General features: G+C 39.6%; 17 protein-coding genes, 1 riboswitch and 1 other annotated feature. Of the genes, 7 read left to right on the forward strand and 10 right to left on the reverse strand.

Features of this window, described 5'->3' with window-relative positions:
• Position 1: 1 nt before the first annotated feature.
• On the reverse strand, positions 2-946 hold the full coding sequence (pstC, locus tag BN1068_RS08405; RefSeq protein WP_077602410.1) for a phosphate ABC transporter permease subunit PstC: 945 nt from the start codon (positions 944-946) through the stop codon (positions 2-4).
• 80 nt (positions 947-1,026) lie between these two features.
• A complete protein-coding gene (locus BN1068_RS08410) occupies positions 1,027-1,992 on the reverse strand; it encodes a PstS family phosphate ABC transporter substrate-binding protein (protein WP_077602411.1) in 966 nt (321 codons plus the stop codon).
• Between the two features lie 662 nt (positions 1,993-2,654).
• Positions 2,655-2,924 (forward strand) — a binding site (T-box leader).
• An 89-nt stretch (positions 2,925-3,013) separates the two neighbouring features.
• Between BN1068_RS08410 and BN1068_RS08415 the strand changes: the two genes are divergently transcribed.
• A complete protein-coding gene (locus BN1068_RS08415; RefSeq protein WP_077602412.1) occupies positions 3,014-3,865 on the forward strand; it encodes an SAM hydrolase/SAM-dependent halogenase family protein in 852 nt (283 codons plus the stop codon).
• Positions 3,866-4,159: 294 nt separating this feature from the next.
• On the opposite strand, the gene BN1068_RS08420 is transcribed toward BN1068_RS08415, so the two are convergent.
• The 5 genes from BN1068_RS08420 to BN1068_RS08440 all read right to left on the reverse strand — a co-directional run bounded on the left by BN1068_RS08420 (position 4,160) and on the right by BN1068_RS08440 (position 7,717).
• Positions 4,160-4,849 carry an ABC transporter ATP-binding protein gene (locus BN1068_RS08420; RefSeq protein WP_077602413.1) on the reverse strand — a complete coding sequence of 230 codons (690 nt, stop codon included), beginning with the start codon at positions 4,847-4,849 and terminating at the stop codon, positions 4,160-4,162.
• A gap of 6 nt (positions 4,850-4,855) precedes the next feature.
• Positions 4,856-5,923: an ABC transporter permease gene (locus tag BN1068_RS08425; RefSeq protein ID WP_077602414.1), complete on the reverse strand. Its 1,068-nt coding sequence runs from the start codon at positions 5,921-5,923 to the stop codon at positions 4,856-4,858.
• Between the two features lie 72 nt (positions 5,924-5,995).
• Positions 5,996-6,943 (reverse strand): aminoglycoside phosphotransferase family protein, encoded by a 948-nt coding sequence (locus BN1068_RS08430; protein ID WP_077602415.1) that lies wholly within the window; start codon positions 6,941-6,943, stop codon positions 5,996-5,998.
• A gap of 32 nt (positions 6,944-6,975) precedes the next feature.
• Positions 6,976-7,533 carry a peptide deformylase gene (gene def / locus BN1068_RS08435; protein ID WP_077602416.1) on the reverse strand — a complete coding sequence of 186 codons (558 nt, stop codon included), beginning with the start codon at positions 7,531-7,533 and terminating at the stop codon, positions 6,976-6,978.
• The gene (locus BN1068_RS08440; protein WP_077602417.1) at positions 7,517-7,717 is read right to left on the reverse strand and encodes a helix-turn-helix transcriptional regulator; all 201 of its coding nucleotides are present in this window, start codon (positions 7,715-7,717) and stop codon (positions 7,517-7,519) included. The genes def and BN1068_RS08440 overlap by 17 nt, the downstream gene beginning before the upstream one ends.
• Before the next feature lie 245 nt (positions 7,718-7,962).
• Here BN1068_RS08440 and BN1068_RS08445 point away from each other — a divergent pair, with 245 nt between their 5' ends.
• The 6 genes from BN1068_RS08445 (at position 7,963) to BN1068_RS08470 (ending at position 14,943) form a co-directional block, all read left to right on the forward strand.
• Positions 7,963-9,075 carry a YibE/F family protein gene (locus BN1068_RS08445; protein WP_439822975.1) on the forward strand — a complete coding sequence of 371 codons (1,113 nt, stop codon included), beginning with the start codon at positions 7,963-7,965 and terminating at the stop codon, positions 9,073-9,075.
• The gene (locus BN1068_RS08450) at positions 9,072-9,854 is read left to right on the forward strand and encodes a YibE/F family protein (RefSeq protein ID WP_077602419.1); all 783 of its coding nucleotides are present in this window, start codon (positions 9,072-9,074) and stop codon (positions 9,852-9,854) included. The genes BN1068_RS08445 and BN1068_RS08450 overlap by 4 nt, the downstream gene beginning before the upstream one ends.
• 162 nt (positions 9,855-10,016) lie before the next feature.
• Positions 10,017-10,133, forward strand: a riboswitch (SAM riboswitch).
• A gap of 168 nt (positions 10,134-10,301) precedes the next feature.
• Complete coding sequence (locus BN1068_RS08455) at positions 10,302-11,402, forward strand: iron-containing alcohol dehydrogenase family protein (protein ID WP_077602420.1); 1,101 nt, start codon at positions 10,302-10,304, stop codon at positions 11,400-11,402.
• Positions 11,403-11,425: 23 nt separating this feature from the next.
• Positions 11,426-12,241, forward strand: coding sequence for a MetQ/NlpA family ABC transporter substrate-binding protein (locus BN1068_RS08460; protein ID WP_077602421.1), 816 nt, complete (start codon positions 11,426-11,428; stop codon positions 12,239-12,241).
• Positions 12,242-12,325: 84 nt separating this feature from the next.
• Positions 12,326-13,924: a glutathione ABC transporter substrate-binding protein gene (locus tag BN1068_RS08465; RefSeq protein ID WP_077602422.1), complete on the forward strand. Its 1,599-nt coding sequence runs from the start codon at positions 12,326-12,328 to the stop codon at positions 13,922-13,924.
• A 368-nt stretch (positions 13,925-14,292) separates the two neighbouring features.
• Positions 14,293-14,943 carry a lysoplasmalogenase gene (locus BN1068_RS08470; protein WP_254846748.1) on the forward strand — a complete coding sequence of 217 codons (651 nt, stop codon included), beginning with the start codon at positions 14,293-14,295 and terminating at the stop codon, positions 14,941-14,943.
• 105 nt (positions 14,944-15,048) lie between these two features.
• On the opposite strand, the gene BN1068_RS08475 is transcribed toward BN1068_RS08470, so the two are convergent.
• The 3 genes from BN1068_RS08475 to alr all read right to left on the reverse strand — a co-directional run bounded on the left by BN1068_RS08475 (position 15,049) and on the right by alr (position 17,332).
• Entirely contained in the window at positions 15,049-15,606 is a 558-nt protein-coding gene (locus BN1068_RS08475) for an NADPH-dependent FMN reductase (protein ID WP_077602424.1), read from the reverse strand.
• Positions 15,607-15,865: 259 nt separating this feature from the next.
• Positions 15,866-16,174 carry an MGMT family protein gene (locus BN1068_RS08480; protein ID WP_077602425.1) on the reverse strand — a complete coding sequence of 103 codons (309 nt, stop codon included), beginning with the start codon at positions 16,172-16,174 and terminating at the stop codon, positions 15,866-15,868.
• A gap of 27 nt (positions 16,175-16,201) precedes the next feature.
• The gene (gene alr, locus BN1068_RS08485) at positions 16,202-17,332 is read right to left on the reverse strand and encodes an alanine racemase (RefSeq protein ID WP_077602426.1); all 1,131 of its coding nucleotides are present in this window, start codon (positions 17,330-17,332) and stop codon (positions 16,202-16,204) included.
• Positions 17,333-17,520: the final 188 nt, after the last annotated feature.

Genomic DNA, 17,520 nt, shown 5'->3' on the forward strand with positions numbered 1-17,520 from the left:
CTTAGTACTCCTCTCTAAATTTACGTGAAATATATTTTGCTAATAGATTCATAATTAAAGTGAAAACAAATAATGTTAATGCGACTGCATAAAGACTGTAATAAATTGTTGTTCCTGCTGCCGCTTCTCCCCCGGCTACTTCTACAATATAAGCAGTCATTGTCTGCATAGACCCGGTAATATCAAAGGAGAAATTTTTAGAACTTCCGCTGGCAATCGCTACAATCATCGTTTCCCCTATTGCCCGGGAAATACCAAGCACAAAGGAAGCGACAATTCCTGATAACGCTGCTGGAATAACTACTTTAAATGTTGTCTCCAGTTTTGTTGATCCAAGTGCCAACGCTCCTTCTCTCATAGAGTTCGGAACAGAAGACATCGCATCCTCTGACAGCGAAGCAATCATCGGAATAATCATTACACCCATGATGATTCCCGGACTAAGAATATTTGTCGCTTCGATAGATGGGAAAACCATTCTTAGTAAAGGTGTTACAAATGTAAACGCAAAGAACCCGTAAACAATTGTCGGCACTCCTGCTAGAATCTCCAGTAATGGCTTCAATACTCTTCGTACATTATCAGGAGCATACTCACTTAAATAAATTGCCGACATCATCCCGATTGGCCCAGCTACCAGCATTGCAATAACTGTTGAGATAATCGTTCCATTTAATAATGGTAATACCCCAAATTCAGGATTTTGGCTTAACGGCTTTAATACCGTTCCTGTAAAGAAATCAAGAATTGGCACATTCCGGAAAAACGCAACCGACTCAGCAAACAAAGTATAAATAATCCCGACTGTTGTAAGAACCGATATGGAAGCAATCATTAATAACAGGCTCGGTATCATTCGTTCTAATTGATTAAAAATTTTTCGCTTCTGCTTTTGCTGCTCAATCATTTCACTAACCGACATACGGTTCTTATTATTTGCAGCCATTATCCAAATGCCACCTTTCCTCATCAAAAAATAAGAGGAAGATGAGAGGTGAAATCGCACCGCTCATCTGTCTTCTTTTCTTATTTAATTCCTTCTAAAGCTTCCAGCTGTGACTGAACTTCCTCATCAGGAATTGGTGCAAATCCAGTCTCGCCTGCAACATTATTCGCATTTTCTAAAACATATTTTGCATAATCCAGGACTTCCGGTTTTTCCTGTGCATGATTTACATTCAAGTAAGTGAATACCGGACGTGTATAGTCTGCATAAGGACCATCCTCCGCAATGGTATCCAGGGAAGGTTCAACAGCTCCTTCTCCAAAATCAATGGATACTGCATTTATCGCGTCCTGATTACTTTGATAGTAACCAAATCCAAAGAATCCAATGGCATTCTTATCTTCAGAAACCAGTGTTACTAATGTTGAATAATCTTGCTGAAGATCAATACCTTCTACTAAGTCTTGTTCTTCTAGGATAGTTTCGTAAAAGAATTCATATGTTCCGTGATTTTCATTTGGACCATATGTTTTTATATCTTCATTCGGCCAAGAATCATCAATATCTGACCACTTTGTATATTCACCAAGGAAAATCCCCTGTATCTGCTCTGGAGTTAGCTCTGTTGCCCAGTCATTATCTGGATGCGTCACAATCGTTAAACCATCCAATGCTACTTTTAATTCTTGAACTTCAAAACCTAATTCATCTGCCTTTGCCTGCTCTTCCTCTTTTATTTCCCGGGAAGCATCATTAAAGTCTGTCCCATTTTCATTTAAGAATTTTTCAAAGCCTGCGCTTGTTCCGGCACGACTTACTTCTACGGAAACACCTTGCTGTTCATTTATCATATAATCTTCAGCTAAGCGTGCCATCAGTGGGTATACAGTGCCAGATCCGTCAATTGCAACACTGCCTGATAGTTCTTCACCGCTGTCGGATTCAGATCCAGAATCTTCTGCACCATCTGCATCGCCTGAACCGCATGCTGCTAAGAAAATTAAAACAGATACAAAAAAGAATAAAGTAAATCGTTTAAAGCTCATCAAAGGGCCCCCTTAAAATTATCATCATATATTTACTGGACATTTCTCCTCTGTCCTTACTTTGAAGTATAGAGAAGAATTATTAATATAGTTTGTTGATAATGTAAAGAGTATGTAAATTATCTAAAAGAGGGCTCGATAATATTTAAAAATTAAACGAAAGAAAAAATGTACGCTTGCTACATTCTATGCCTGTCCTGTTTTAAATGAAAAATATCATTTCTTTATTACTATCTTATGCACGGATATTCCATTTATCATTTAAATAGATAAACTTACGAAATAACTTATATTACCATCTCAACTTTCGCTGTAGTAGCCTAACTGAGCGCAGACCAACCACGTAGACTCCTAAGTGGTTCGCAGGCTAAACCCGTGACTCCTGGGGTTGGGGCTGCGATTACTCGCCCCACCGAAGAGCTTTTGCGATTACTCACCCCATCGAAAAGCGTTGTCACAACGCCTGCACTTGCACGTCCTGGGACTGCGATTACTCGCCCCACCGGAAACATTTGTACGTCGGAAAGCGTAGTGGTTGGTCGGAGCGGCGCTATACACGATTTCCATTTCAATATAAAATTTTCACATTTTCATTTTGCTGTAACTGCTTGCATTTTATACGGCAATTACTTATAATGACGATAATTCGTATTTATTATTTATTAAAAGCATTGAAGAGGAAAAGTAAGATTCATCTATTTTTTCACAGAGAACTTCGGCAGCTGAAAAGAAGTAAAAATAAGAATCTGAACAATGGCCTCTGAGCTTCGTGCTGAAAGTATCTATTGATATGAGTAGGTTCCGGCGAGATTTGGTACTCGTTATCCATACCACAGTATAAAAGCTCCATGCTTTCGTACTTGATGAGGCTGTATGTGTGAGCATACAGTAAAATAAGGTGGTACCACGTAAATTCCAGCCACGTCCTTATCGTTTATTCGATACGGGCGTGGTTTTTTAATTTCTTGTAGCAGAAAGAATAAACCAGCTATTTATCAGCAAAAATACAGGAGGTTTTTAAATGAGCAGAAATTTAGTAATTCAAACAGACTTTGGTATCAGTGATGGTGCAGTCAGTGCAATGTATGGGGTGGCACTTACTGTAGATCCCGATCTCCGGGTATTTGACCTGACACACAACATCCCGCAATATAATATTTGGGAAGGGTCTTATCGTTTATATCAAACTTTACCGTATTGGCCTGAGGGGACGGTTTTTATTTCTGTTGTTGATCCGGGAGTTGGTACTTCGAGGCTGAGTGTTGTTGCAAAAACAGTAAATAACCAGTATATTGTCACACCAGATAACGGAACACTTACCCATATTAAGAAAGATATCGGGATTAAGGAAGCAAGAATTATCGATGAAAAAACAAACAGGCTGCCCCGATCAGGTGAATCCTATACGTTTCATGGCCGGGATGTTTATGCGTACACCGGAGCAAGACTGGCATCAAACACAATTACCTTTGAAGAAGTCGGACCCGCTATTGATACAAATGATATTGTTGAATTAACAAAACCAGAAGCTTTTATAGAAGATGATATTGTCTACGGTAATATTGATATATTGGATATCCGCTTTGGTAATCTATGGACCAATATCAGCCGAGAGTTATTCCAAAAAATCAATGTTGCACATGGTGATGCCTTTGAAGTTACCATCGCTACTAATCGTCAGCAAGTATATAAAAATATCATGACATATAGACATTCCTTTGCCGAAATTCGGCTTGGCGAGCCTTTACTATATGTGAATTCCCTAGATAATTTAGGGGTAGCTATCAACCAAGGATCCTTTGCCAATGCATATCACGTTGAAACAGGACCTCATTGGCAGATTATTATTCGTAAAGCATCGAAAAGAAATTGATTTTAAATAGATAATAGTGTTTTATTCTATAAGTGTGTGTTCAAAAAGTCCGATAAATAGGATCAAGAAGTTCAAGGCGACTAACTTTTCCGAACGGAGCGTATGCCTTATAATACGTGAGTATCGGAAAAGTTCGTCAACGCAGAAATTCGCCGTGTCATCTTTATTGGACTTTTTGAACATCCTCTATAAGGTCTTTTTAACGGCAAAACCTCAAATGATATGAACTATTATTCAGACAAAAAGTGATGCGATTGCTGTAAATCAGCTCTGCATCACTTTTTATTACATCTATTATAATGTATCATGCACGCTTTCCTGTAATTCCATCTTACCATCTGTAATCTTATATACTTTATCACAATCATCAATCAGCCTTGTATCATGGGTCACCACAATGGTCGCTGTCTGCTTTTCTTTTGTAATTTCCTTCAGCATATTCATTACCTCAAACGCCCGGTCAGAATCAAGGGATGCAGTCGGCTCATCCGCTAAAATGATACTTGGGTTGGTATAAAGCGCTTTGGCAATCGCAACGCGCTGTTTTTCCCCGCCGGATAAATCCTTCGGGAAATTACGGATTAAATGATCAATTCCCAGTGACTGATAAAGCTCTTTCGCTTCTTCCTTTTGCAAATTTCCTTTCTTCACCTTATCTAACAGCTGCATCTGCTGTCCAACATTTAAATAAGGTACAAGGTTCGATGCCTGTAAAACAAAACCGACCTCCTTCAACCTTAATGCAGCACGTTTTTTCTCCTTTAGATCCATCAATGCTGTTCCATTAATCATCACTTCTCCGTCAGTTGGTGTCTGCAGCCCGCCTGCAATCGTTAAAAATGTACTCTTCCCAGATCCCGAGGGGCCAATCACAGCAATTAATTCTCCTTTTTCAGCTTCAAAATCTGTTTCTTTCATTGCTTCCACTTTTGTTCTGCCGGTTCCAAAGGTTTTCTGTACCTTCTTCAATTCTAAAATAGCCATGCTTTTTTACCCTCCTATCGCCTTTAATGGATCAATTCGCACGATGGTCTGTACGGAGATTAATGCTCCAATTACTGACACAGCAATCAGAATGATGCCATAAATAAGCATTTCGATGTAATTAAAGGCTACCGGCACTGCCGCTGGTAAAAATAAGCCTGTGATTACTGCCAAAGCCAGCCCGATCATAACGCCGGCTAAAGAAAGTAAAAACGTCTGTGCCACTACAGAGCCCGCCAAGTATCCGGATGATATCCCCTGCGCCTTCATCACTCCAAAAATACTTATCTTCTGAATAGTAAGCACATAGAGAAAAATTGCCAGTACAACAGCTGATATAATAAATAAGAAGTAGATCATCAATGTCAGCGTCAAATTTTGTTCTGTATAACCTGGTAAATTTTCTATAAATGTTTCTGTATCGATAACCTGCAGTGCTTCGTCTACTTCAACGTTATCTAAGCTATCTGCACGAATAACAAAAGCATTAACGGTATTATTATCACCTTCAGCAGTTTCCCCGTATTGAAGGGTCTCCAGTGTATCCCGATCCGTGAACAGTACCGGCGCTGCATTAAACCTTGCTTTGTCAGTAAATCCTGCAATTTCCAAGGTTTCATCTGTGGAAGACAAAGAAATCTCATCACCGATTTCAAAGCCATCTTCTTTTAATGTGTCATCAGCAATGACTTCCCCTTCATTCACAAAAGTATTTCCTTCCGTAACATTAGGCATGATAAAGGAATCTGGATCTATTGCAAAAATAAATACATTTTCTTTCTTATCTTCGTTACTGGCAATCGCACTCAACTGAGATAATTCGGTATATTCATCCACGCCGTTTCCATCAAAATCATCCTTTGACAGGATGGACTGCTGCAGCCGTAAATCGGATTCTTCTGTCAAAATAATTCCGTCTGCTTCCCACTTATCTACAGCTTCCCGATTTAATTGCTCCAGCCCATTGGCAAGACCGGATAAAAAGAAAACCAGATAAGAGATAAGCACCAGCACACCAATAACCAATGTAAAACGCAGCTTGTTGTTTTTTATTTCATTCCAGGCTAAAAACATGACTTCACTTCCCTTTGACTTCATTACAAACACTCTTGCTTATTCCCTTTTCAAAGCACTCCTAACCCTGTGTCACAAAAAATTACTTTTATCCTCTGTTAACTCTGTCAGATAACCGATAATTTCATCTTTCTCTTGTGCATCAAGCGCCTCATATAACAGCTGTTCGATAAACTCCCAAATATCTTCAAGTCTTCTTTTTAATTGATAAAAAGTGAGAGCATCTTCATTTATATGATAATTTTTATGATATTGCCTATAGACTTTCATAAATTTCATAAAATACGGCTCCCCTGTCAGAAAGATCATATCTGCTTCAGCAGGAGCCAGTTTCAAACCTTCCCAATCAATTAACACCAGGTTCTCTGCCTGTATTATATTCCAATGATGAAGGTCCGTATGACACAGCACCCTGCTTAATGAGGCTGATTTCAGCTTTTCTGAGAGCTCTTCTACATTACAAATCCATTTGTTTATACTCTCTTTGTTCTCACGCAGAAATAAATGCAATTCTTCTGGAACATGTTCCTCTTTGTAATTGAGCACCTTTTCTAATTCTCTTATAAAAGGTACCTCAAAATCTTCTGTCAAACCCTTCGTTGGAAAAGGAATCTCGTCACCAAATGAATGAAGTACAGCAATTATATGTGCCAATGCTTCTGTCTGCCGCTCTGTTAAATCCCATTCACCTATTGTCTGCCCATCAATAAAAGGATACAGTAAATAGATATTTTCCTCGTCGTCACATTTGTAGTTGCCTTCCTTTGTCTGCATCGGAACAGGAATTCTGCCTTTTAAATAACTGTTACGTTCTATCCATTCGACTATTGGAACATATTGATCAATCAATGCGGTTAATTTTGGTGTTGACGCCCGGCTCTTTTCATATACCTTTAAAAAATAAATAGCATCCTCTGCTTTTATCTTAAAGGCAAGCGAGGCCCATCCTCCTTGTTTTGATTGTATTTGTACTGGATTAATATCATATTCTGCTTGTAGCATTCCCGTAAATTTATTCATTTTCAGACCTCTTTTCTATGAATTCCGGCCACCTATTGCAAATTCAAAAATGGTTTTTCTTTATTAATACGGTCAAAAAACATAATTCCATCCAAATGATCCATTTCATGCTGAACCAGAATAGCACTGTATCCTTTAAAGGTATAGGTATGCTTCTCTCCATCTACATCAAAGGCCTGCACCTTTATTCTTTCATAGCGCGGCACATGCCCGCGTATTTCCTTATTTACAGATAGACAGCCCTCTCCCTCCGGAAGGTAGATTGTATTTGCGGAATGGCTGATCAGCTTGGGATTAATCAGCTTTAATTCTATTGTTTCTCCCTTTTCCGTCTGGTAAAGTGCTGCAAACATTCTTTTATTCATACCTACTTGATTCGCCGAAAGCCCAGAGCCTGGCCTTAATTTATATTTTTTTGCCAGTTCAGGGTCCTGACTGTTTCTTAAATAGGCCAGCATACATTCCAGTTCTGTTTTCGTTTCTTCCGTAACAGGTATGGGCACTGGGTCCAGCTGTTTTCTTAAAATAGAAGCTCCCTCTTTTTTAATGTCTTTCATGGTAATCCGGTACCCTTCATGAAATTTCGTCATAAATAAACACCTCTTCCAGATTTTTATCCAGTGCTCTGGATATTTTAAAAGCCAGCTCTAAGGTGGGATCATATTTATCATTTTCAACACAGTTAATTGTTTGTCTGGAGACGCCGCAAAGATGAGCCAGCTTTGCTTGCGTTATATTTGATTGTTTCCTTATTTTTTTGATAACATTTTTCAATATCGAAGCTCCTTTTGTCAAAAGCATTTGACATAATAGTAGCATTACCCCTTAGAAATGTCCAAAACTTTGGACATCATAAAATATGCTTTCCCTTTTAGTACATACTAAAGTTAAGAAGGATATGCGCCTCCTCTTTGTTTTATGCTGTAAAAATTTCCGGAGCTGTATGTATCTCCTTCTAATTAAAAGTGTTATCATAGTATATGTTTTCAGAAATACAAATAGGAAACCCTATTTTTGGAGTGATTACATTGAAGGCATGGTTAAAAAATCGGACAAAGACTCAAGTTATTACCGTCTGTTTATTACTGATCGGTTTTATAGCGTCCATGATTTTTATCAATAACAATTATGAATTATATGATAGAACGATTGTTCAAATAACCGATGTGCAGGAAATAAACAGAGAAGATCAGGTAGATACACATGGAAATGAAGACGAGCATGTCACACAGCATATCGTTGGAGAAATAAAAAATGGATCTGGCAAAGGGGAACTGACTGAATTTGACAATGAATATATCCAGTCCCTGGCGCTAGACTATGAATTGGCTGCAGGAGACGAGATTTTTCTTGCTCAGGATGGCGAGGCCACCGGCGATATCAAACGGGATAAATATTTCGTATTTGTAGCATGGATATTCCTGGCTATTTTATTAGCTGTCGGTAAATCCAGAGGAGCTTTATCTGCGCTCAGTCTGCTTGTCAATGCAGTTATCTTATCCATTGCATTAGATATCTATATTCAAAATCCTAGTATCAGCCTGTCGCTCATTACACTAGGCAGTATTATCATTTTTACCGTGCTGTCTTTACTGATGGCAACGGGATTCAATGAAAAGACCTATACAGCGATTCTTACGACACTTATTGCTACAGGAGTGTCCCTGGTCATTGCTTATGTGGCACTTCATTTCACCTCAGAACAGGGATTACGCTATGAAGAGATGGCCTTCTTAACCCGGAATCCGCAAACCATCTTTATGGCCGGGCTGTTAATTGGCTCATTAGGGGCTGTTATGGATGTTGCTATTACCTTATCTGCTTCTATGTTTGAAATGTATGAGAAAAATAATCATATCCGTATAGAAACATTGAAAAAAGCCGGATATGAGGTGGGTAAGGATATTATGGGCACGATGACAAACATTCTATTTTTTGCATATGTCAGCGGATCGATTCCGATGCTGTTAATTTATTTTAAAAATGCGGCACCATTCGGATTTACCGTATCTATGAACCTTTCCCTCGAATTAGCACGTGCTTTAGTCGGCGGGATTGGTATCGTCCTGACTATTCCTATAGCTGTATATATATCTATTTTCTTCATCCGCAGAAAGCAGGCGAAATTATGAATGTACTTGTATTACTGGCAATCGTATTATTTGCACTAATGGCTTGGGTCGGCGGTCTCAAAGGAGTCCGGTCCTTTATTGCACTCTTTATTAACTTTCTCATTGTTCTGATGGCGGTTTTCGTCATGAATGACCCGTCCGGAAACCCGATTATTATTGCGCTTATCGCATGCGGTTTTATCAGTGCGGTCAGCCTCTTCTTCATTAATCGGGTAAATAATAAAACGATGCTCGCTTTTTTAGCGACGATAGCAACGACGGTTATCTTAATCTTTTTCATTATTATTCTGACCGAACAATCAATGATTTACGGACTCGGAGAAGAAGAATCTGGCGAAATAACCACGTTCAATGTGCATATCGGACTTAATTTTGTACAAATCGCTACAGCAGTTATTCTGATGAGTACCATTGGAGCAATTGTGGATACGGCCATTTCTATTACGTCTCCAATGCGTGAAATTTATGAGCAGAATCCGGAGATTTCCAGAAAAGATTTATTTTTAGCGGGTATCCGGATCGGCAGAGATATCTTAGGAACAAGTACAAATACATTGTTCTTTGCTTTTTTCGGCGGTTATATGGGGTTGTTAATCTGGTTTAAGGATTTGGATTACTCCATAGGTGATATTATTAATGCGAAAGTATTTAATGATGAATTGCTGACCATCTTTATTTCCGGTGTCGGAATTGCTCTGGTTATTCCAATAGCTGCTCTGATGAGTGCGTATTATTTGAAGAAAAAAAAGAAAAATGTTGCATTAGAGGACAATAAGTAGATAAAAACGGATATCATCCAGTCATAAGGGGTCTGAAACGATGCGGAATCATCATTTCAGACCCCTTACATAATTTTATTCTATCTATCATTTAGCCCGCTCCCTAAAGTCATTGACTTTTCATATATTTCATATTAAGATATAACAACAGTTACATAAGAACTCTTATTGAGAGTGGCGGAGGGACTGGCCCGACGAAGCCCGGCAACCTTTCTAGAATTCGTTCTAAAAAAGGTGCTAAATCCTGCAAAGTGCATTTTGTACTTTGGAAAATAAGAGAGGACGTTTAGCGAATAAACTTTTTTAACCTCTCTAGAACAAATAGAGAGGTTTTTTATGTAGCACTTAAAGAGGATGTTCAAAAGGTATCAATAAACATAACACGGCGCATTTTTCCGTAGTTTTTGAACGTTCATTTAAAGTTATTTTTAAAGGAGATATCTGATCATGCAAATAGCTACAGTAAAGGGATCACCCGGCCATTATCAAATTGGTGAAGGTGCTCTGAAACACCTTGCAGAACACTTGAATGATCTGCATGTGGAACGAATTGCAGTTGTTGCCGGCAGAACTGCCTGGGAGAAGGCAAAACCATATCTTCCGGCTGCAATTACGGATAACATAAAAGAGAAGGATATACATTTTGCAGATGGGCATTGTACTGTTGAACGGACCAATCGTCTTGCAAAGCTTTATCAGGAACAGCAAATCGACGCTGTCATTGGCATTGGCGGCGGAACAGCTCTGGACATAGCAAAAGCGGCAGCTATCCATGCACAAATAAAAAGTATTCTAATCCCAACCATTGCAGCAACCTGTGCAGCTTGGACCCCGTTAAGTGTTTTCTATCAGGAAGACGGAGCGCATTCTCATTATACAGAATTTCCTGAGGCCAATACATTGGTAATAGTGGAACCGGCAATTATTGCAGAGGCTCCTGTAAAATATTTAAAAGCAGGGATTGGCGATACGCTGGCAAAATTCTATGAAGCCCGCTCTTTAGTAGAAGCCTTCTATCCTGCAGGTACGCTTCCCGTCTGGCTGCAAATCTCTCAATTCGCAGCCCGTTCCTGTAAAGATATTTTGCTGGCTGACAGTGAATCAGCAATTAAAGCTTGTGAAAATAATCAGGCAACGGATGCACTTATTCGCGTTATCGAAGCTATTATTGCAACAGGTGGTATGGTCGGAGGCTTTGGAGGGAAAGCTGGACGTATTGCCGGTGCACATTCCATTCATAACGGTTTAACAGCAGCGCCGCAAATTGCGGATTCCCTCCATGGCGAAATCGTATCCTACGGCATTTTGGTGCAGCTTGTCATAGAACAGGATACAGAAGAGCTTCATAAGCTCTTGAATTATTATGAAGCATGGGGCTTCCCGACAAGCTTGGCAGACTTCTCGATACAGACAGATGATCAGAGGCTGCTGGACGCTATTGCGAAAAAAGTGACCCGTGCAGAGGAATCTATCCATTTAATGAAGGAAGAAATCAATGCAGAAAAAGTGATTCGTGCCTTCTTACAGCTTGAAGACGATTCAAAATAAAAATGAAAGTAGGAAAATCCATCATGAAGAAATATTTACTTAGTATTACAGCTCTATTACTTATTTTTCTCGCTGCCTGTGGCGGAGATGACGAAAGCGGCAGTGAATCAGACTTGCTTGAGGACGGTGTGCTGAAAGTTGGTGTCACAGCCGGCCCGCATGAAGAAATTGTTGAAAAAATAGCTGAAATTGCGGCTGAAGATGATTTGGAAATTGAGCCAGTTGTTTTTAGTGATTATGTCATGCCGAACGTTTCATTGGACGAAGGCGATATTGATATCAGCAGCTTCCAAACAGAGCCTTTTATGGACGCGATGGTTGAAGAAAGAGGATTAGATATTGTTAAAGTAGCAGATACTGTCACTTTCCCGATGGGGGTTTATTCCGAATCTGTTGATTCGCTTGAAGATATTCCAGATGGTGCAACATTAGGTCTTCCCGGAGACCCTACCAACAGCGGACGTGCTTTATTATTATTTGAACAAGCCGGACTTATCACATTAGAAGAAGGCTTAGGTGTTAACGCAACAGTAAATGATGTTGTTGAAAACCCTAAAAATCTTGAGCTGCTTGAATTAGATTCTGCGCAAATTCCAAGACAGCTTGGTGAAGTAGATGCAGCGGCAATTAATTCTAATTTTGCCATTGAAGCTGACCTTTCTCCTAAGGATGATTCTATTTTTATCGAGCAGGACTCTACCTTTGTTAACTTAATTGCAGCTCGTACAGAAAATAAGGATGATGAAGTAGTTCAGCAATTTATTGATCTTTACCACACAGATGAAGTGAAAGAATTTATTGAAGAGAACTTCAACGGCTCTGTCGTTCCAGGGTGGTAAAATCAAATAATTCAAATAAACAGAAGCCTGGTTATCCCTATATAATCAGGCTTTAAAGTATAGTAGGAAAAGGGAGAACATCTTATGAGAATACAGAAAAAAATATATGTACTTGTATTTATAGCTTTATTGAGCTTAGTCCTTGCTGCTTGTGCCAGTGAACCAGATAATACGAATGAATCTGGCAGCAATGATTCAGAAGGAGGTACACCCGGCGGTGATTTAACGATTACTACTCCAGCAGATGCTGTATCACTTGATCCGGCTGCTTCCAATGACACCCCATCCAGTGATGTACAGCGAAATATTTTTGAAACACTTGTTACCCAGGATGAAAATATGGAAGTTCAGCCTTTGCTTGCAGAGGAATGGGAACAAATTGACGATACTACATGGGAATTCAAGCTGCGTCAGGATGTCAAATTCCATGACGGCTCTAATTTTAACGCAGACGTTGTAAAAGCAAATATTGACCGTACGCTTGATCCGGAAGTAGGATCTCCACGCGCAATTATGTACAATATGATTTCTGAAGTGGAAGTAGTCGATGATTACACAGTTCATTTTAAAACAGAATATCCTTTCGCTGCATTACCCGCTCACCTTGCCCATCCAGGCGGAGTGATGATTTCAAAAGATCAAATTGATGAGGACTACGCAGCTATGGAGGATGGAGAAGATGCAGGAAGTGTTATCAGTGTGAATCCGCAGGGAACCGGCCCTTTCAAATACGATGAATGGCAGCCAGGTCAATATGTACGCTTGGTAAATAATGAAGACTACTGGGGTGAGCCGGCATTGCTCGATTCGGTAACCTTTAAAGTAGTTACAGAGGATTTAACCCGTATTGCAGAGCTGCAGACCGGAGACTCTCAGGTTGCGAATTCCTTAAGCCCGTCTGATGTAGCTCAAATTGAAGGTTCTGATCATCTATCCGTTCAGGCTCAGGACAGTCTGGCACTATCCTATTTAGGGTTTAACATGGAGAAGGAACCTTTTGATGATGTGCGCGTCCGTCAGGCAATAGCCAAAGCAATTGATAAAGAAGAAATTCTTTCCGGTATTTATGATGATATCGGAATCCCTGCACATACTCCAATTGCACCAAGTGTGTTTGGTTACAGTGAGGATGTAAAGGATCATGAATATAATGTGGAAGAAGCGAAAGAATTACTGGCTGAAGCAGGCCTGGAAAATGGATTCTCCACAACGATTTGGACAAATGATGACCGGCAGCGCATTGATACAGCAACAAATATTCAGGCACAGCTGAAAGAAATTGGTATTAATGCTGAAGTAAGAACGATGGAATGGGGCTCCATGCTTGAACAGACTGCTAATGGCGAGCACGATATGTTTGTCTTTGGCTGGACAACCGTTACCGGCGATGCAGATAATGGCTTATATCCTTTATTCCATTCAGATAATCTGGGTGAATCAGGAAATAGAACTTTTACAGTTGATCCGGAGCTCGATGATTTATTAGACCGGGCCCGCCAGGAAGGCGATCCTGATGAACGATTAGAGCTCTACCGCCAAACACAGGAATTACTGGCTGAAATTACGCCAATGGTTTATATTCACCATCAGCAATATTTATTAGGTGTTGATGACAGCGTAAAAGGATTGACGCAATCACCGACACAGCTGTTAAATTTAAAAGAAGTATCTATTGAACAATAAAAAGAATCCCCCCTTGCCCTATATTTTAAAAGGCAAAGGGAGTTTTTTTATTTCAAATAGAAAAAAGGGGCGTTAATACGCTTTTCACATGTATGCTACTAATTGATGACGCCTTGCTACATCCTAATTCTTTTCATCATATAACATACAGCCATATAAATCCTTCATGTTTTCAAAAACCATGAAGGATTTTTGAAATTATTTACCCCTATACGAGTCCGCTTCTTCTCTGCCTATTGAAATATTTCTTTAAAAAGGAATTCCGTTATATATCTAGAATTTGTTATATAAGCATTTTTTTACTATGATTAAACTAAACTTATCTGAAGATTCTCATCCTGATAAATGAAGGGAATGTATTCCATTTGATGCTCTATCGTCTACCCATATTGATTTTGACTACAGGAATTGTCTATATATTTATTTCACCATCAGAACCGTTGGCGTTCAGTATTTTCTTTAAGCTCATTCCAATGGTGCTGATTCTGATCTATGCTTTTGAGCAATCCCTGCCAAAACGAAAGGCTGTGCATTATTGGATTATTGGCGGTATTGGACTTTGCCTAATCGGGGATGCAATGCTGCATTGGTTTTTAATCGGCCTGGCTGCATTTTTTATTGGTCATGTATTCTATACAATTGGATTTTTAAAGCAATGGCGTTTTTCTTTGCCGCGAAGTCTTGTTGCTGTACCACTCATTCTTTTTGCTGTCTGGATTGGCTATCGTCTCGTGAACAATCTTCAGACAGATGGGCAAACCGTTCTTATTATACCTGTCATCGCTTATATTGGAATCATTATGCTTATGACCTTCACAGCAGTAATGACGGGGAACCGCTGGGCTATTTTGGGCAGCATCTTGTTTATCATTTCCGACAGCATACTCGCCTGGAATATGTTCATATCCAGTTTTACAGCTGCAAATGAAGTTATTATGCTTACTTATTATGGTGCACAATTTCTCATAGCCCATAGCCTGTTTACCCTTGATTCCAAGCACAAAGGTGTTGCCTGGTAACAGCTCATGAGAAGAATATGCCTATAAGTACGTAAAAAATCCTTTTACGAAAACATAATTCGTAAAAGGATTTTTTATCACAGCGTAGCATTTTAAAGCCTCGCTTTATATAAATGGTGTTATTTCTGGATGCTTCTGCAGGATATCAACATAATGAATAAGATCATCTGATAATTTATTTAAACGATCAATAACATTCTGGTTCGTGATGATATAATTTGTATAATCCTTTTCTTCAACAAATACATATTTCGGAATTACCCATGCATGCATATAGTGAAGAATCGGCTTTAAGTGCTGTTCCGGGACCAGATAGTGCTTCGTTGTTCCCGCAGTTGCAACAATCGCGACCATTTTATTCCGAAAAGCGTCCACCGGCAGCAGATCAAAAATATTCTTTAGTGTCCCCGGAATAGATGCTTGAAATACAGGCATGCCGATCAGGATTCCATCAGCCTGCATGATTTTTTCCAATAAGATTTTCGTATCGCCTGTGTAATCTTTATAAGGGCGTCCGTCACTGAACACCACGTCATAGTCTTTTAAATCCAGCAGCTCTATTTCTGCCTCCGTATGCTCTTTCTCCATATATTTTAATGCCTGTTCCACTGCGACTCTTGTTTTTGAGCCAACCGTCGAACCAGAGATACCAACTATTTTCACGGAGCATCCTCCTATATTATGAATTTATTTCTTTTTGTCCAGGAATATTTATCTGATTCTTAATCAGTCTATGCAGAAACAAAAATGTATATTTACTCTGTTTGCCCAAATAGACTTCTTTATAACCTTAGTCTTCTATGTTACCCATACCATATGGTTACAAAAGAATATAAACACGCAGAAATGAAAACGCTTTTTAAAAGCAGTTATTTAACTGTATTATACCTAGTTGACAAATAGAAATACAGTTAGATGCTTATCAGTCTGGAATCCATTGGTACTCTTTTAAATTCACACGCCCGGCAGAACTTACCTCTATATCTTCCTCCTCCAAACGGGTGCGCTGCTCCCAATTTGCCTCTTCATTCGGAATTGCGAGCTGGCCTTTTGCATTGATTACACGATGCCAGGGTAAATTATGCTTCCTGCTCATGGAATGAAGCACTCGGACAACCTGTCTCGCAGCTCTCGGATTACCGGCTTCTCTGGCTATTTGACCATAAGTCATGACTTTTCCAGACGGTATTTGCTGTATTATTTTGATAACTTCTTGTGTAAAAGGCGTCATCCTTTTATCATTCCTATTCTAAATTTTTTATTTCACGTATTTTCTCGGCACACGTTTACCGATTAAACAAACCGTTTCATAATGAATGGTTTGCATTTGTTTTGCAACGACATCCAGAGAAATATATCCTTCACTGGGATCCCCAAAAATGGTGACGATATCATTCTCATGGACATCAGCTACATCCGAAACATCCACCATCGTCTGATCCATACAAATACGCCCGACAATCAGACATTCCGTCCCGCGAACGGTAACATGTCCCTGATTAGATAATAAACGTGATAATCCATCTGCATACCCGATTGGTAAGGTAGCAATCTTTGCTTCTTTCTTTGTTGTATAGGTTCTGCCATAGCTGATAGATTGTTCAGCCGGGACAGGTTTAATAAGGACAGGCTTTGTTTTCAAGCTCATTACCTGCTTCAGCGGCAGGATTTCCTTTAAATGCGGCTCCGGGTAAAGACCATACAGGCTGACTCCTACACGAACCATATCCAGATGCATTTCCGGATATGCAATTGTCCCGGCGCTGTTACAGCAATGCTTAACAGGTATCTTATACCCCTCCGCTTCTACTGCCTGATAAATCTGCTGGAACATTTCAAATTGCTGGTACGTATAGTCACTTGACTCACCATTATCCGCCTCCGCAAAATGTGTGAAGATCCCTTCCACTTCTATTTCTTCCTGATCCAAAGCCTGACATAATTCCAATGCTTCTTCTGCTGAACGGATACCAATACGCGTCATTCCTGTATCCACTTTGATATGAACTTTTGCCTTTTTTTCTATGGTATTTGCTGCCTGACAGATTGCCTCTATTGTTTCCTGAGAATAGACTGTCAGTGTTATATCCTGTTCTACCGCTTTATGGACAGCATGAGCGGGTGTATAGCCTAATACTAATACAGGTGCAGTAATCCCCGCTTCTCTCAAGGCCAGTGCTTCATCTAAGAAGGCAACTCCGAGCCAGTCTGCCCCATTAGCTAATGCCTCTTCAGCAATCGGGACAGCTCCATGGCCATATCCATCTGCCTTCACCACTGCCATAAAACGTGCCTCTTTCCGAATATGCTGTTTAAACTGTTTTACATTAAACGCTAAAGCCTGCAGCGATACTTCCGCCCAAGTATCTCGAAAACTTGTTGTTTTCATGTTTTCCCACCTCGTGTTTGTCGTCATTACTTCTATATATAATCTTTATTTTCAATCCAGGATGTATCAATCTGATTTTATCACTTCCATTCTTTAAAGAGAAATGATGCAGCCTGAAGGATTCGAAGCTGCATCAATTTCTAATCACATTCCTATATTTACCCATTAAAAAAGTGAGCTGCTTCTTA

The sequence above is a fragment of the Oceanobacillus sojae genome, assembly GCF_900162665.1.
In the GTDB taxonomy this organism is placed as follows: Bacteria; Bacillota; Bacilli; order Bacillales; family Amphibacillaceae; genus Oceanobacillus; species Oceanobacillus sojae_A.

Bases quoted from the DNA above. Each gene is read 5' to 3' on its own strand.
- pstC (WP_077602410.1), bottom strand. From the start codon at position 946: ATGGCTGCAAATAATAAGAACCGTATGTCGGTTAGTGAAATGATTGAG.
- BN1068_RS08410 (WP_077602411.1), bottom strand. From the start codon at position 1,992: ATGAGCTTTAAACGATTTACTTTATTCTTTTTTGTATCTGTTTTAATT.
- BN1068_RS08415 (WP_077602412.1), top strand. From the start codon at position 3,014: ATGAGCAGAAATTTAGTAATTCAAACAGACTTTGGTATCAGTGATGGT.
- BN1068_RS08420 (WP_077602413.1), bottom strand. From the start codon at position 4,849: ATGGCTATTTTAGAATTGAAGAAGGTACAGAAAACCTTTGGAACCGGC.
- BN1068_RS08425 (WP_077602414.1), bottom strand. From the start codon at position 5,923: ATGTTTTTAGCCTGGAATGAAATAAAAAACAACAAGCTGCGTTTTACA.
- BN1068_RS08430 (WP_077602415.1), bottom strand. From the start codon at position 6,943: ATGAATAAATTTACGGGAATGCTACAAGCAGAATATGATATTAATCCA.
- def (WP_077602416.1), bottom strand. From the start codon at position 7,533: ATGACGAAATTTCATGAAGGGTACCGGATTACCATGAAAGACATTAAA.
- BN1068_RS08450 (WP_077602419.1), top strand. From the start codon at position 9,072: ATGAATGTACTTGTATTACTGGCAATCGTATTATTTGCACTAATGGCT.
- BN1068_RS08455 (WP_077602420.1), top strand. From the start codon at position 10,302: ATGCAAATAGCTACAGTAAAGGGATCACCCGGCCATTATCAAATTGGT.
- BN1068_RS08460 (WP_077602421.1), top strand. From the start codon at position 11,426: ATGAAGAAATATTTACTTAGTATTACAGCTCTATTACTTATTTTTCTC.
- BN1068_RS08465 (WP_077602422.1), top strand. From the start codon at position 12,326: ATGAGAATACAGAAAAAAATATATGTACTTGTATTTATAGCTTTATTG.
- BN1068_RS08470 (WP_254846748.1), top strand. From the start codon at position 14,293: ATGCTCTATCGTCTACCCATATTGATTTTGACTACAGGAATTGTCTAT.
- BN1068_RS08480 (WP_077602425.1), bottom strand. From the start codon at position 16,174: ATGACGCCTTTTACACAAGAAGTTATCAAAATAATACAGCAAATACCG.
- alr (WP_077602426.1), bottom strand. From the start codon at position 17,332: ATGAAAACAACAAGTTTTCGAGATACTTGGGCGGAAGTATCGCTGCAG.